The organism is Emticicia sp. MM (genome assembly GCF_001649495.1).
The window spans coordinates 13,966-28,247 of sequence record NZ_LXHX01000065.1 but is presented as its reverse complement, the minus strand read 5'-3'; the positions used below and the strand labels follow the sequence as shown (position 1 = coordinate 28,247).

Below are 14,282 nucleotides of genomic sequence, written 5' to 3'. Positions count from 1 at the left end.
AATTAGAAGCATTTGTAACGAAATGAGTAAAATTTTATTCGTACTTGTAATCATTCTTTAAAGTATTTTGTAATTTTTCAGAAAAATCAATTTTAACTGCATGAATCCAGATATAAGGACGCTCAATAGTAGAAAGCTAATAGGTAAAAAGCTCGAAATGAGTTATATAAATAATCGTACTGCTGAGTTATGGCGTAGTTTTATGCCGAGAAGGAAAGAAATTAAAAATAAAGTAGGTGCCGAACTCTATTCTATGCAGATTTATAATGGTATTTTTGATTTTCAGACTTTTAATCCTAATCATACTTTTATCAAATGGGCGGCAATAGAAGTGAGCACTTTCGAAGAAGTCCCCGAAGAGATGGAAAGTTACACACTAATCGGTGGTTTATACGCTGTTTTCTTGCATAAAGGTTCATCTTCGGAATTTCAGCGAACTTTTCAATACATTTTTGGAGAATGGTTACCAAATTCTGAATATAGCATTGACGACCGAGAACATTTTGAACTTTTAGGCGAAAAATATAGAAACGAAAGCCCTGATTCAGAAGAAGAAATTTGGATACCCATTAAACCGCGTATATAGTTATGCAAAAACGTACACCGCTTATCGAAGGAGAAATAGCAGATTATTATTTTGACGAAACAGGTATTCTTTATTCATATTCAAAAAGTATCTTGCGAACAGTTGAGAATATTGGCCGAAATGTGTCTTTAGTAAAGCAAATCACTAACAATAAGCCTGTTCCGCTATTGATTTTTCTTTCAGACTCCCCTGTTCCTGATAAAGCAACTCGGCAGTTTTCTACTGAGCAACTACCTCACATCTACAAAGCAATGGCTATGGTTTCAAAGCCCGGACTTTCTCAGTTGATTATGCGAATTTTATTCAAGTTTCAAAGTCCACCTATTCCAATGAAGTCATTTACTGATGAACAAAAAGCCCTTGAATGGCTGGAACAATTCCTTTAAAAACTCACACTAAAACTCAACTTAGCATTAAATGGTGTTCCGGGCGTAAAATGTATTTCATTAACTGGAGAAATTTCGTTCAATAAACGGCTTTCCGTGGCAAATTGTGTTTCCTTCCATTTTGTATTAAAGATATTTTGCACCGAAAGTCCAATCGAATAGCGGTTCTTTGTATAATTCAATAATGCATCACTAACAAAATAGCCTTTTGCCACGATACTGTTATCTTCGTTAGCTGGGCGGTCACCAACATAACGATAACGTAAACTACCACTAAAACCTTTATTGCTCTTGAGTGTAAAACCTCCAATACTTGTTAATTTTACGGCCAATGGCAAGTAATTTTGTCCTTCCGTTTCTCCAATGGCTCTTGGCTTAGCATAATTAATATCCGCATCAAAAAACAAGTTTTTACTAAGCTGATAACGCATTGACAAATCAAAACCGCTTCTTTTTGATTGCCCAGATGGTTCAACTACACCTGCATCGCCTACATAAACAAACTCTTGATTCATCCATAAATACCAATAAGCAGCATTGATAACCATTTTTGGAAAAGGTTTCCAGATTGTACCTAAATCAGAGCCATAAGCAGCTGGTAGAATTTCTAAACCACTTTTTTCAACTACCGCACGGGTATCATTTGAATGAAATCCTTTTCCGAAATTTAAGTAAAACTGCAAATGATTATTCTTAGTATAATACAAGTTTAGCTTAGGAGATGCTATTGATTCATGAGCTTTGAAAGTTGTATTATTTTGTAATTTATCAAGATATTGGTTATTAAAATAATCAAAACGAAAACCGGCTGTCAATGAAAGTTTCGTGCTAAGTTGGATTGTTTCGTCGATATACATCCCCGCATTTGCTTCATTTACATTGCCTAATTTTAGGCGTTCAAGTATTTCGGTTCTGTTTTTTGTATGCGAAAGCTCCGAATTTTGCGTGAGGTCTTGTCGGTAATTAACTCCAATATTTAATGTAGCTTGCTTGCTTCTCAAACCATGTGCAATTGAATAATTACTATTATACCCCCAAAGATTTCGTCCTTCCGCCTGCTTGATTTGGTCTCCATTGATTGGGTCTTCTAAGAAAAAAGTAAAGTTTGAAAAAAGCTCAAAATTGTAGTTTGAGTAGAAAATTTGGTTTTTCCACACATGATTACGTTTGGTGAGCGTCAGGAATTCTGCATTGGCATTGGTACGACTCGTTTTTCCACCTTCGTTGGGGTCAATGGCTCCGAAGAAGCCAATGAGTCCAGACTCAACGGAACGGTCAGGAATTTGTCCTGAAGCATTCCATTTACTCCAAAAAGTAGAAGCCGTAAAAGTAAGACTCGTATTTTTAGAAATGTGACCGTGATATTTGCCTAGCAAATTTAAGCGGTTAAAGTTTTGCGGAGCATCAAAATAGGCATCCGAATAATTGTATTCACCCGCTAAATAAGTATTTTGGTTTTGCTCTTGGACTTTTTTAGGTAAAATATTAGCAGCACCAACTAAACGATAAGTATTAAATTGGCCTACCTCTATTTTAGCAAAATTCTGTTCTAATACTTTTTTGGTTCGAAAATTTGCCCAACCTGCGGTGCTAAAATTTCCTTTATCGGCATCGTATAAACCTTTCTTAAAATCTACGCCATCAATTAATTCAGGAATGATAAAATGAGCATCGGCATAGCCTTGACCGTGTGCCTGGGAAACCATGTTAATTGGTACACCATCAGCTGTTAGTCGAATATCGGTGCCGTGGTCAATATCAAAACCTCTTAAAAAAATCTGTTCAGCTTTACCCCCACCTGCGTGTTGACCAATCACCAAACCTGGAATAATTCTCAAAACTTCTTGCGAATTATTGATTGTGCGGAGTTTTATATCCAAACCAGAAATTACCTGCTGATGCTGAGGATTTGCTGCCGAAACCTTTACCTCTTCCAAAGAAAACTCAGCACTTTTCAATAAAAATTCAATCGTTACTGCCTCATCTTCTTTAACATTAACTATCTGATTTTGAACCACATAACCCATAAAAGACACCTCAACTTTATAAGGAGCCGCCGAAAGATTATTGATTTGGAAAAAGCCTGACTCATCAGTAATTACCCCACGACTATTCCCTACTAAACTTACATTAGCTCCTTTGATAGGTAGTTTAGTTTGAGCATCAATTACTTTTCCTACGATACTTCCGAGATGGGCAAAAGTTGTTGTGCTGATGAATAGTAAAACAATGGATTTAAGAATTTTCATAAGTGTTGATGAATATATAAAACAGCAGAAATCTTTTTCAGCGTTATTTATATTTCGGCAAAATTAATTGTCAAAACAATCTGGATTGTTATGATGGGCATAGAAAAAGTTTTCTAATTCGCTATTATATTTCTTGTAAAACAACCGAATCTTTCTTGAAAAAATAAGATACTACCGAAACAATCACTAAAATTCCCAATAACCAAACAGCATAAGTAGAAGCTTTTTCAATGGTTAAGGTTATTACATTTGATTCTTCAAAAATTCTTTCAATCACCCAACCTAAAGCAGCAATTATAGCCAAAAACGCTCCCACAATTCTAAGAAAATGATAAAGATTAGTTCTACTCAATAGAAGCAACCACGGAATTACTGCCACAATCACTATCAGTTGCATGAGTTCGATACCAATGTTAAAACCTAAAATGCTCAATACTAATTTTGAGGTATTTAATTCTAAGTTTTCGAGGGTATTGGCAAATGCTAAGCCATGTATAAGGCCAAATCCGATAGCTATATAAGCTTCTTTATTCGGAAAAATTGGACGAATTGCGTGAATGGCAGAAACTAAAATTGAAATTCCAATCAAAATTTCGATGGGCTTATTTGGCAATAAAACCAGCCCCAAGGCTCCAAAAAGCAATGTAATTGAATGTCCGATAGTAAAAGCCGTTACAACTTTCAAAATATGTATAAAACTCTCACGAATCGAACGCTGCGAGACCCATTTTTTATTTTGAACCATCAACGGAATAGGTAATAGCAATACTAAAAGAAACATCAGATGGTCTGTGCCTTCGGCAATATGCTTTGTTCCGAGCACAACCATACTTTTAAAACCCATCCAAATACCTCCTTGTTGTAAGCTAACTTGAAAGGGTTTTATCTTACCGCTTGGTACATCTAGTGCAATTACACCAACTTGTTGAAAAGTACTATCTTCGGCAATGATTCCCTGCATCCAATCTTGTTTTAATGAAACCAAAATTTTATGCGTAATTACCTGATGAACAATGGCGTCATAGTCAAAATAGAAATTACGAAGGTCATAATGCTGTGGGGGAGCCATAGCAAACTCCACAACTAATTCTTTGTAATCGCCCGAAATTCGACTCTTGGTTTCAATTACTCTCATGTTTCCGAGTGTGACTGTCCATGATTTTGAGTCGAATGTACGTGGTCTAATATGCTGCATTAAGTAAATTCTTAACGAATCACCCAAACGTTCAACCAATTTTTCTGAATTATCATTTACTCCCATTCCAATAGCAGCTTGTAACTCATTTAGTGGTAATTGAATTTCGCCAGATATATTCTTTTCATGAACTTTCAGCAAAACCATCGTGCTTGGCATTGGGTGTGCATTTGCGTTTTGAGCCAAAATCAGAAAAAAGGTCAGAGAAAAAACTATTTTGCGTATCTGTTTCATAATTGTTTGTGAATGACCACGAATACGCTGAATTTTACACGTATTCGTGGCTTTTGAAAAGTATTAACAATGCTTAGTTACCACCATAATCGCCTGCTCTATCTCTCCAAACTGAGTGAGGATGATTGGCATTTCTCACAATAATTCCACCCTGCATCGAAAACTCAATCCAAACATTCGGGCCATCAATAAGCACATAATCATTTTTGGTCGTTAAGTCAGTAGTACCCGAATAAGAAATATACGTATTATCAATTTCTGATTTATACTTTGCATAAACTGCTGCTGCTGCTTTATCATCCAAATCATCTGTATAAGTCTTGATTGCAGCCAATACCAAGTCTTTCTTGGCTTGGGTTAAATCACCTACTTTAACCCCAGTTTTTATAGTTGGAAACTTATTATCTTGTGCTGGCCCTAAAATTAAATCTGTTTGTGTTGAAGAACGCTTGGCCGAAGTTAGTTCAGTAGCACTTAAACCTTTCAACATCGCAGAAAGTGCATTTAACTCCTGAGCAATTGGCTGATAAGTAACGTTTTTCCAAACATAACTTGGGAAAGGCTCAGTTGAGCGGAAAGAAGGTGTTCCACCAGTCATTTTTCCACCATTATAAGTATAAATAATTGTTCCGTGATGGCCACCAATTTGTAAACACCACAAGCCAGTTGCACTTGGAGTTCCGATGAAGGCAATGTAATAATTTCCAGAACCATAATCCGAACCTCCTCCTATTGAGTTTAAATAATCATCGGCAGCTAAAATACCAATATACTCATCATTGCCTTCGTTTGCGGTAGTACTTGTGGCCGACTTTAAAAGATTGTAAAAGGCTGTCCATTGAGCGGTACTAAAAGTACTTGATTGCAAACCAGACCTGCCACGGTATAGAGCTTCTGGCAAATTTGACCACTTTTGGGCATGTGCCTTATTGTAAGTATCTTGAAGAGCACTCACTTGTGTAGAAGAAAGTGTAGCCTTAAATGCATTTGCCATTGCAACAATAGTATTAATATCTGTTTCAATCGACCATCCAGCAGTTGTTGTAGTTGTACCAGTACCGCTTGATGTAGCAGAAACAGTTAAACTCAAAGTACATGATTGCCCACCTACTAAAACTGCAAACGAGGCTGTTCCGCTCGTAAGAGGCGTACCTGTAATGGCATAAGTAACCGAACCAGCACCTGAAGCTAGCGTACCTGCGGCCAGAGTAGCTGTTAGACCAGTAACACCTGTTGAAGCAATGGCGGTACCTGCTGAATAAGCAGCTCCATTTCCGCCTGTATAGGGTATGGTGGCCGTGCCAGTAAAGGCTGCTCCTGCCGATGGAGTGCCTGAATAAGTAACAGATGAACAACTCAATGCAGTGACTGTGGCGGTGGTAGCGGTTGTAACTTCTGTTTTCTCACAAGCTGCAATCATAATTGCAGCACTAATTGTTAGACTCAAAATTGCGTTTTTAAACTTCATACGATTTATTGTTTTAATAATACTTTAGTACTAACCTATTAGACGTAGGAACAATAAATCTGGTTGGGTGAGGTGGGTGGCTTTAGAAGTGAACAGGAAAAAATGCCAAGTGAATCGACGAATTAGCCATTTTCGAACCACCGCTTGAAAGAGGTTACTTTTTCTTTACTTATTATTATTTCAAAAGAAGATATTGGATTAGTTTTTACTAAAGCTCTACTATTCGCGAAAGATTCAATAGCCGTGATGCTTGGTCTTGAAAGAATATATTGTCGATTGGCTCGTACAAATTCGTGGGAGTCTAGTTGATTTTCGAGGTCTTCAAGTTTAAAATCAAGAATAAATTTTCGGCCATCGAAAAGCTGCCCAAAGACAAGACTATTTTCAATAAAAAAATAAGCAAAATCGGATGTTTTAATGGGTAATAATTTTTCTCGATATCTAACCAAAAAGCTTTTTCGATAATTTTTCTGAGAAAAAGCGTGCCTTTGGATAAGCTCATTGAGTTTATCTCTTTGAATTAATCGTTGATTTTTAAATTTTTCAATGGCAAATGCAAGTGACTCTAAATCAAGTGGTTTTAAGATATAATCAACACTATTGAGTTTAAATGCACGAATGGCGTATTCATCAAAAGCAGTAATGAAAATGATTGGAGCTTTGATTTGGACTTGTTCATAGATTTCGAAGGAAATTCCATCGGCTAATTGAATATCCGAGAAAATCAAATCTGGACTTTCGTTACTGGTAAACCACTTAATTGACTCAGCCACACTATCAAGTACCGACAAAACTTCATGAGAAGTATTCGTTTGTGCTAATAAATACTTCAATTGGCTCGCCGCTGCCACTTCATCTTCAATGATTACAATTTTCACTTTAAAAAATTAATTAATTAGTGGTAAAGTAACGATAAACTCCTTTTCGGTTTGGTCTATTTCTAACCCTTTATCTGCCAAAATTCTAAATCTTTCATTCAAATTTGCTAGTCCAATACCCGTACCTTCAGAGTTTGGTTTACTATTCAATGAATTCCTGACTGTAAGGGTTTCATTCTCTAAATTAGCCTCAATTATGATTTTTAGCGGGGAAGTCATTGAAATAATGTTATGCTTAATGGCATTTTCAACGAGCAGTTGTAAAGAAAGTGGTGGGATTTTAAAAGCTGAAATATCATCAATATTTTTATTTACGATTAAATTATCTCCAAAACGCATTTGTAGTAAGAAAATATAGCTTTCAATGAGTGTAAGTTCTTCATTAAGAGCAACCAACGATTGTTCTTGCATACTTAGGGAATAGCGTAAAACCTGCGAAAGTTTTTGCAAATATCGCTGACTTTTAGCTTTATCTTCATTGATTAACCAACTGAGTGTATTGAGCGAATTGAATAAAAAATGAGGATTTAATTGATTTTTCAGCGAAGTAAGTTGCACCATCAGATTTTCGTTGCGTAGAAGTTCATTTTCAAGTAAAATCTCATTTTTACGCTCCGCTTCTATTAAAAACCTGCTAAAAAAATAAGCGATTATTCCGATTACTCCCCCACGCATCACCACTGTAGGAAACATTTTCATTGACAATCCAATAATCAAAACATTTAGGCTCGTTAATAATACTACAAAGCCAATAAAAAGGACTATCAATTCAAGAATAATCCTTGACTTTCCTAGATTATTCTTCATACTCCGATAGACCAACTGAATGAAAAATACTGAATAAATCAGACATACGAGCACTTGAATCAAAATGTCTAATTGAGCGATACCCGACTTTTCTAACCGAGGTAGCTGAAGAAAAATAATTGGAAGATTGACGAACAATGCCAAGAAAAGCGACACTCCCCAAACAAACTGCTTAGTAGAAAATATTTTATTCATCATCATAAAAAATATCTCAAATGTATAAATTAAATCAGCCCATTTTTAAAAACTTTAAGTGAAATGGAAAAATTTGTGTTTGAAAACACTTAATATAAATAAATAAAACATGGGGCATTCTGAATTTTTAAATGATTCTATCAAATAAGCTACTAACAGGGTTTGAATAAGTATCAAGTTTCAAGCATTTATTAAGCTGTTAAAATTAGCTTTTGGAGATACTTTGGTTAAAAAAAATAGTATCTTTGAAAAACAGCCTTTAAAACTCATGAAAAAAATCTCCTTCATCGCCTTACTTTTTATTTGCTCCATTTCGTTCGCTCAGACCAGTTTTTCGGTTAAATTTCCTAGCTCTGGCACACTTGATGGTCGATTATTATTGATGCTTTCTAAAAATGACCAATCAGAACCTAGGTTTCAGATTCTTGATGGTCATAATACTCAACTTGTATTTGGATTAGACCTTGATAATTGGCCTTCTAATCAAAACAAAGTTATGAATGTGAAAAATACTTTGGGCTACCCGATTGAAGCTTTAAGCAATATTCCTGCGGGTGATTACTATGTTCAAGTATTGCTACACAAATACGAAACCTTTAAAAGAAAAGATGGACACGTGGTAAAGCTCCCAATGGACCGTGGAGAAGGACAACAATGGAATTTAGCCCCTGGAAATATCTATTCTAAACCTATTAAGGTGACGATAAACCCAAAAACTGTTCAAAACTTTGAAATAAGGATTGACCAAACAATTCCACCAATCGAAGAGCCAAAAGACACGAAGTATATCAAACATATCAAAATTCAAAGCAAATTACTAACTGAATTTTGGGGAAGACCTATGTATATTGGAGCACACGTGCTTTTACCCGAAGGCTTCGATGAGCATAAAGATGTCAAATATCCATTAGCCATTTTTCATGGGCATTTCCCAAGTGATTTTGATGGATTTCGCACTACACCTCCCGATGCTAATATGCCTACCGATGACTATAGCCCCCGATTCAAAATTTATGGTTATAATAAGATAGTACAGCAGGAGGCTTATGATTTCTATAAATTATGGACAGGGCCAAACTTTCCAAGAGTTTTAGCTATCGAAATTCAGCATCCTTGTCAGTTTTACGATGATTCTTATGCAGTTAATTCTGAAAATATTGGCCCTTATGGCGATGCCATTACTTACGAGCTAATTCCATACATTGAAAAAAAATTTAGAGGCATTGGTGAAGGCTGGGCTCGATTTACTTATGGAGGTTCAACAGGTGGTTGGGAAGCATTAGCAGTACAGGTAAAATACCCTAACGAGTATGGTGGATGCTATGCCGCTTGCCCCGACCCTATTGATTTTAGGGCGTTTACAACCGTGAATATCTATAAAGACAAAAACGCTTATTTTTATGAAAGTGATTTTAGAAAAACTGAGCGTCCAGGCTATCGAGATTATTTAGGACAACTCACTGCCACTGTTAGACAAATGAATATGCGAGAATTGGCTCTTGGAACAAAAACCAGAAGTGGTCAACAATGGGATATTTGGGAAGCAGTTTTTTCACCAGTTGGAAAAGATGGCTATCCACAACCAATTTGGGACAAAAAAACGGGTGTAATTGACCCAAAAGTGGCAGAATATTGGAAAGAAAATTATGATTTAACCTATATTTTAAAGCGTGATTGGGCTAAATATGGCGAAAAATGGCGTGGAAAGATTAGAATTTATTGTGGCGATATGGATAATTTTTACCTCAATAATGCAGTCTATTTAGCCGAAGAAGAACTTAAAAATCTAAATAGTCCAGCCTATGAAGGAGAAGTAGATTACGGTGACCGTGCAGAACATTGCTGGAACGGCGACCATACTCAGCCAAACTATATTAGTCGCCTACGCTATCACCGAATGTTTATTCCGAAATGGGTTGAAGATATGAAGAAAACTGCCCCTAAAGGAATAGATTTGACGAGTTGGAGATATTGAATTTTAAGGAAGACTTCGCTTAAAGCGAAGTCTTCCTTTTAAATTACTGGTTATTTAATACCAGCCTCTGCATGAAGCATTTCTAAACCCACCGATGCTCGTGGCTTGAAACCAGTCCAAGGTTTATCGTTTGAGTTTTGATTGACATCTAAATATTTAGCATAATCTTTTTTCTTGAGATGAATACCCAAAAAAGCCGTCACGAAATGTTGATTGATATTATTGATACGGCGTTCATTCCAAGCTGGCTCTGCGTAGCGGTAGTATTCATCAAAATGTAAACCTGGGCGAAGTGACTCTGCTGGCGGTGGATTAGGGGCCACATTGTGACGTGCATTCATATACGTAAGCATATAACGATTGGCATTAACCACACCGTTATAAATTGCCTTGATTCCCTTTTCATAGCCTGAAATATCATCTTGACTTCCTGCTACAAAAAAGGTTGGTATTTTCAAGCCTTTTAAGGTTTCAGAATCCCAAACACCACGCTCCATGCCCCACGGAGCAAAGGCAACTACTGCTTTAATACGTGGGTCAATACTGGCTTTGTATTCAGTATTATTTCCTGTACGAACTTCAATAGCTTTGCTGCTACCACTCAATGCTCCAAAAGTTTTGATAATTTGGTCGCTATAACCTGCACCCGCCACATTCAATACACCATACCCTCCCATCGAGTAACCAATGAGGCCGATATTTTGGTCATCAACGATTCCCGACAAAAAACTGCTTTTATCTTTTCCTAAATTCGCAATTTGATTCATGATAAAAATATCATCTTTTGAGCGATTGAGTAAGGTACTCGAAAAGGCAGCAGCATCACGGAATGTTGATTCGGTGTGGTCAATCGCAACCACAATATATCCTTTTGAAGCCAGATTTTCGGTCAAATAAGTTAATAAAAGTCTTGAACCTAAATAACCATGCGAAACGATAATGAGCGGAAAAGCTCCGTCGGTAGTCTTGGGAGCGGCATCCCGAACAGCACGACCTAAAAATGTAAACGGAATAAGTGGACGTTTAGGGTCATTTGAGGCACCCATTACTTGCTCATAAGTTACCAATTCTTTTACACCTGCACCCACATTGGCTGGATACCACACTTCAACCTTGAGTGGTCGGTCGTAAGTTGGGTCAACTCCACCTTTAGATTTTAGAATATCTACTTGGTTTTTATTCACAAAATCAAGTGTTCGTACACCAACTTTGTATTCGCCACGAGGAGCCAATTCAGGGGCATCGGGCAGGGCATCGCCATAAACGAATGTATCCTCAGTGTGATTTTGTGCGATTACATCAACATAAAATACTAAGTTAATAGCGATAATCAGTAATTTAAAATGCTTTATTTTCATTTACTTAAGGTTGATTTTAATACTTTGCAAATTAGTGAAGAAAAAGAAAACTTTCTAAGTTTAATTGAGAACGTTAAATGTTATAAAGCAAAAACCTGTTCCAAATAAATGAAAACAGGTTTTAATTATATAAGATAAACTAATACTGTTAATGTTTCAATTTGGACATCCAGAAATTTTACCTAAAAAAATACTTCCAGACTCAGCCAAAAAACCTGGTTGAATAATAATTGATGCCCCAGCATTGTAGGTAATATTAGCCCCTGTACTTATTATGTTCGATGCAGTAATCAAACTAGAAGCATACATAGTGGCAGTTCCGTTATGAGCCTGCGTGAAGGTCTGTGAGTACGGGCAAGAAACATTCAATAGATAATCTTCTGTTTCACCCCATATATATTCGGAGCAAGGGTCAGTAGCTATATTTTCAAAACTTACCCTTATTCTCATTCTTAAGGTTCCACTGGCATTGGCAGGAATCGTAATATTACCATTATATGGTTCTGTGACTGGTGTATTTGTTTGAAGTACCAGTTCACTCATGTCAAACAAGCCATCTTTATCTGCATCAATCCAAATAGATACATATTCATCGTTAATGGCATTAATAAAATTTACTGAGAAATTGTAGGACTGGCCAGCATAGACACTTGCTGTATTGCTGCTATAAAACTGGAAAGCTCCTGTTGAACATCCACTATTAGTACTAAGCGTTGTACCGTTAATGGTGAAACTAGAAATACCATCATCAAATCCACATCCATCTGAATAAATAGGTGTACAATAACTTTGTGCTGCACTCTTTTGGTTAATAAATACAAAAAAAGCGACTTGTAGAATGAGTATTTTTAGGATATTAGATTGCATATAAATAAAAATTTCAGGTTGTAAATACATTCATTAAATCGAGATAGTTGGGACCGATTTATTGTATTCGTTGGAAATTTCCATTTACATCAAATATGAGTCTTAATTTAGTGGAACTTGGCCCATTTCGGATATAAGTTTTATAAATAGTTTCTCCTTTACGATTTGATTTTTCCGTACCTAAAATTGTATAAGTTGGATAATTAGTAGTTATATAAGAAATAGCAAGAGTTGGTAAAGTTGCTCCGCACGAATCAAAATCTCCATCATCATCAGAATCAGGGTCATCATTATCATTCATGCCATCATTGTCATCATCACTATCTGAATCATCTAATTGGCCATCATCGTCAAAATCATCGTCATCACCAACCGATTTATCCTTATCATCATTAATCCCATCGTTATCGTCATCGAGGTCATTAGTATCATTAATTCCATCATTATCATCATCGGTATCTACATCATCGGTATCTCCATCATTATCATCATCATTATCTATCCGATTTTTTTTACCATCATCATCAAAGTCATCATCATTATTAGCTTGGTTATCCATCGAATCATGAAGGCCATCATTGTCATCATCGAGGTCTTTATCATCATTTACCCCATCATTATCATCATCTTGGTCATTAGTATCATTAATCCCATCGTTATCATCATCACTATCTGAGTGATTAGGTAAGCCATCATCGTCAAAGTCATCATCATCATCATGACGTTTATCAATAAAATCAGGCATTCTATCATTGTCATCATCAGCATCTACATCATCAGCCTTACCATCATTATCATCATCTGGGTCAACATCATCATTTAATCCATCATTATCATCATCTGTATCTTTTAAATTATTTTCACCATCTTTATCAAAGTCTTCATTATTATTATACCTTGAATCATCTGAATCGTTTAGACCATCATTATCGTCATCTTTGTCAATATCATCATTTGTACCATCGTTATCATCATCTGCATCACTAATATCAGGAGTGCCATCGTTATCATCGTCGGGGTCTGAGGTATTGTTTAGACCATCATTATCAAAATCATCATCATCATAGTTTTTTTTATCAAAAATATCGGGGGTTTTATCATTATCATCATCAGGGTCAACATCATCATTTATACCATCGTTATCATCATCAGAGTCAACATCATCCTTTATGCCATCATTATCATCATCAGTATCTACGTTGTCATCTTTTCCATCATGGTCATAATCTTCATTGTTTTGGTATAAGCCATCAGTACTGTCATCCGTTCCATCATTATCTTTATCATCATCTGTATCACAATCTCCTTGTGAAAGTATTCGTGCATTAACCATTAATTTTTCAATCATTTCAACTGAAAGAATCATCGATTGACCTTCTGCATCATTTAATAGAGAATTATTAACTTTTTGATTAAAAGTTTCTTCTTTTATGCAGGAACTTAGAGAAGATAGTGTAAAAAGTGCACCACAGGCGATAGTGATTTTCCAAATTTTGTTGTAAGTTTTCATAGTTAGCTTGAAATATAAAGAGGTTAGTACTTTATTGAGTACGTCAGAAGATTTATTGAGGTTGCGTTGATGGCAGAAAAAAGCAAACAAGCAAATTTATTTGAGAAATTTATCTTATCATTGCTTTGAAAAATATTCCAAACACATGAAAAAAAGTATTAGATTATTTTTGATACTACTATTTTTAAGTAGTTTATCATTATATGCCCAGCCACCCGCACATCGCCCTGATGGCCTTCCTCGTGGTGAACGACCTCCAATACCCAATGCTGAACAATTTACTGAAAGAATGACCAAAGAGTTAGGCCTAAATGCAGCTGCTTCTAAAAAAGTACATGATGCTTTTTTGAAAAACATCAAACAAATGGAGGATATTTTTACGAGTAAAATTGAAGAAAGAGAGAAAAGAGTAGCTTTAGATGCCCATCGAAAAAGTTTCGAAAAGACGATGAAAAGTATCCTATCTGCTTCTCAATTTGCTAAATTTCAAAAATTAGAGGCCGAACATCATGGACCTCCTCCTCCTCCAATAAATGGGGAAAGACCACCAAGACCGAGGTAATAAAAAAAACGG

Annotated in this window: 12 protein-coding genes; 4 read left to right on the top strand and 8 right to left on the bottom strand. The window is 36.0% G+C overall.

Features of this window, described 5'->3' with window-relative positions; translation table 11 throughout:
• Positions 1–100: 100 nt before the first annotated feature.
• Positions 101–586, top strand: coding sequence for a GyrI-like domain-containing protein (locus A6M55_RS07945; RefSeq protein WP_064197158.1), 486 nt, complete (start codon positions 101–103; stop codon positions 584–586).
• 2 nt (positions 587–588) lie between these two features.
• Positions 589–972, top strand: a complete 384-nt coding sequence (locus tag A6M55_RS07940; protein WP_015027771.1) for an STAS/SEC14 domain-containing protein — start codon at positions 589–591, stop codon at positions 970–972.
• On the opposite strand, the gene A6M55_RS07935 is transcribed toward A6M55_RS07940, so the two are convergent.
• From A6M55_RS07935 to A6M55_RS07915, 5 genes are all read right to left on the bottom strand, one after another.
• Positions 969–3,221, bottom strand: coding sequence for a TonB-dependent receptor (locus tag A6M55_RS07935; protein WP_064197157.1), 2,253 nt, complete (start codon positions 3,219–3,221; stop codon positions 969–971). The genes A6M55_RS07940 and A6M55_RS07935 overlap by 4 nt on opposite strands.
• A 124-nt stretch (positions 3,222–3,345) precedes the next feature.
• Positions 3,346–4,650: a HupE/UreJ family protein gene (locus A6M55_RS07930; RefSeq protein ID WP_064197156.1), complete on the bottom strand. Its 1,305-nt coding sequence runs from the start codon at positions 4,648–4,650 to the stop codon at positions 3,346–3,348.
• 73 nt (positions 4,651–4,723) lie between these two features.
• Positions 4,724–6,118 carry a DUF3500 domain-containing protein gene (locus tag A6M55_RS07925; protein WP_064197155.1) on the bottom strand — a complete coding sequence of 465 codons (1,395 nt, stop codon included), beginning with the start codon at positions 6,116–6,118 and terminating at the stop codon, positions 4,724–4,726.
• A 122-nt stretch (positions 6,119–6,240) separates the two neighbouring features.
• Positions 6,241–6,996, bottom strand: a complete 756-nt coding sequence (locus tag A6M55_RS07920) for a LytTR family DNA-binding domain-containing protein (protein ID WP_015027775.1) — start codon at positions 6,994–6,996, stop codon at positions 6,241–6,243.
• A gap of 9 nt (positions 6,997–7,005) precedes the next feature.
• Positions 7,006–7,998, bottom strand: coding sequence for a sensor histidine kinase (locus A6M55_RS07915; protein WP_229235492.1), 993 nt, complete (start codon positions 7,996–7,998; stop codon positions 7,006–7,008).
• Positions 7,999–8,266: 268 nt separating this feature from the next.
• On the opposite strand from A6M55_RS07915, the gene A6M55_RS07910 reads away from it, so the two are divergent.
• Positions 8,267–9,973: an alpha/beta hydrolase-fold protein gene (locus A6M55_RS07910; RefSeq protein WP_064197175.1), complete on the top strand. Its 1,707-nt coding sequence runs from the start codon at positions 8,267–8,269 to the stop codon at positions 9,971–9,973.
• A 50-nt stretch (positions 9,974–10,023) separates the two neighbouring features.
• Here A6M55_RS07910 and A6M55_RS07905 read toward each other — a convergent pair whose 3' ends face one another.
• From A6M55_RS07905 to A6M55_RS07895, 3 genes are all read right to left on the bottom strand, one after another.
• A complete protein-coding gene (locus A6M55_RS07905) occupies positions 10,024–11,331 on the bottom strand; it encodes a dienelactone hydrolase (RefSeq protein WP_064197153.1) in 1,308 nt (435 codons plus the stop codon).
• A gap of 156 nt (positions 11,332–11,487) precedes the next feature.
• Positions 11,488–12,198, bottom strand: a complete 711-nt coding sequence (locus A6M55_RS07900; RefSeq protein WP_156511005.1) for a GEVED domain-containing protein — start codon at positions 12,196–12,198, stop codon at positions 11,488–11,490.
• A 58-nt stretch (positions 12,199–12,256) separates the two neighbouring features.
• On the bottom strand, positions 12,257–13,708 hold the full coding sequence (locus A6M55_RS07895) for a hypothetical protein (protein WP_064197151.1): 1,452 nt from the start codon (positions 13,706–13,708) through the stop codon (positions 12,257–12,259).
• Positions 13,709–13,853: 145 nt separating this feature from the next.
• Between A6M55_RS07895 and A6M55_RS07890 the strand changes: the two genes are divergently transcribed.
• The gene (locus A6M55_RS07890) at positions 13,854–14,270 is read left to right on the top strand and encodes a hypothetical protein (protein ID WP_064197150.1); all 417 of its coding nucleotides are present in this window, start codon (positions 13,854–13,856) and stop codon (positions 14,268–14,270) included.
• The last annotated feature ends 12 nt before the right edge of the window (positions 14,271–14,282 follow it).

Excerpts from the sequence above, each read along its gene's own strand:
- A6M55_RS07945 (WP_064197158.1), top strand. The coding sequence starts at position 101 with ATGAATCCAGATATAAGGACGCTCAATAGTAGAAAGCTAATAGGTAAA.
- A6M55_RS07940 (WP_015027771.1), top strand. The coding sequence starts at position 589 with ATGCAAAAACGTACACCGCTTATCGAAGGAGAAATAGCAGATTATTAT.
- A6M55_RS07935 (WP_064197157.1), bottom strand. The coding sequence starts at position 3,221 with ATGAAAATTCTTAAATCCATTGTTTTACTATTCATCAGCACAACAACT.
- A6M55_RS07930 (WP_064197156.1), bottom strand. The coding sequence starts at position 4,650 with ATGAAACAGATACGCAAAATAGTTTTTTCTCTGACCTTTTTTCTGATT.
- A6M55_RS07925 (WP_064197155.1), bottom strand. The coding sequence starts at position 6,118 with ATGAAGTTTAAAAACGCAATTTTGAGTCTAACAATTAGTGCTGCAATT.
- A6M55_RS07915 (WP_229235492.1), bottom strand. The coding sequence starts at position 7,998 with ATGAATAAAATATTTTCTACTAAGCAGTTTGTTTGGGGAGTGTCGCTT.
- A6M55_RS07910 (WP_064197175.1), top strand. The coding sequence starts at position 8,267 with ATGAAAAAAATCTCCTTCATCGCCTTACTTTTTATTTGCTCCATTTCG.
- A6M55_RS07905 (WP_064197153.1), bottom strand. The coding sequence starts at position 11,331 with ATGAAAATAAAGCATTTTAAATTACTGATTATCGCTATTAACTTAGTA.
- A6M55_RS07900 (WP_156511005.1), bottom strand. The coding sequence starts at position 12,198 with ATGCAATCTAATATCCTAAAAATACTCATTCTACAAGTCGCTTTTTTT.
- A6M55_RS07895 (WP_064197151.1), bottom strand. The coding sequence starts at position 13,708 with ATGAAAACTTACAACAAAATTTGGAAAATCACTATCGCCTGTGGTGCA.
- A6M55_RS07890 (WP_064197150.1), top strand. The coding sequence starts at position 13,854 with ATGAAAAAAAGTATTAGATTATTTTTGATACTACTATTTTTAAGTAGT.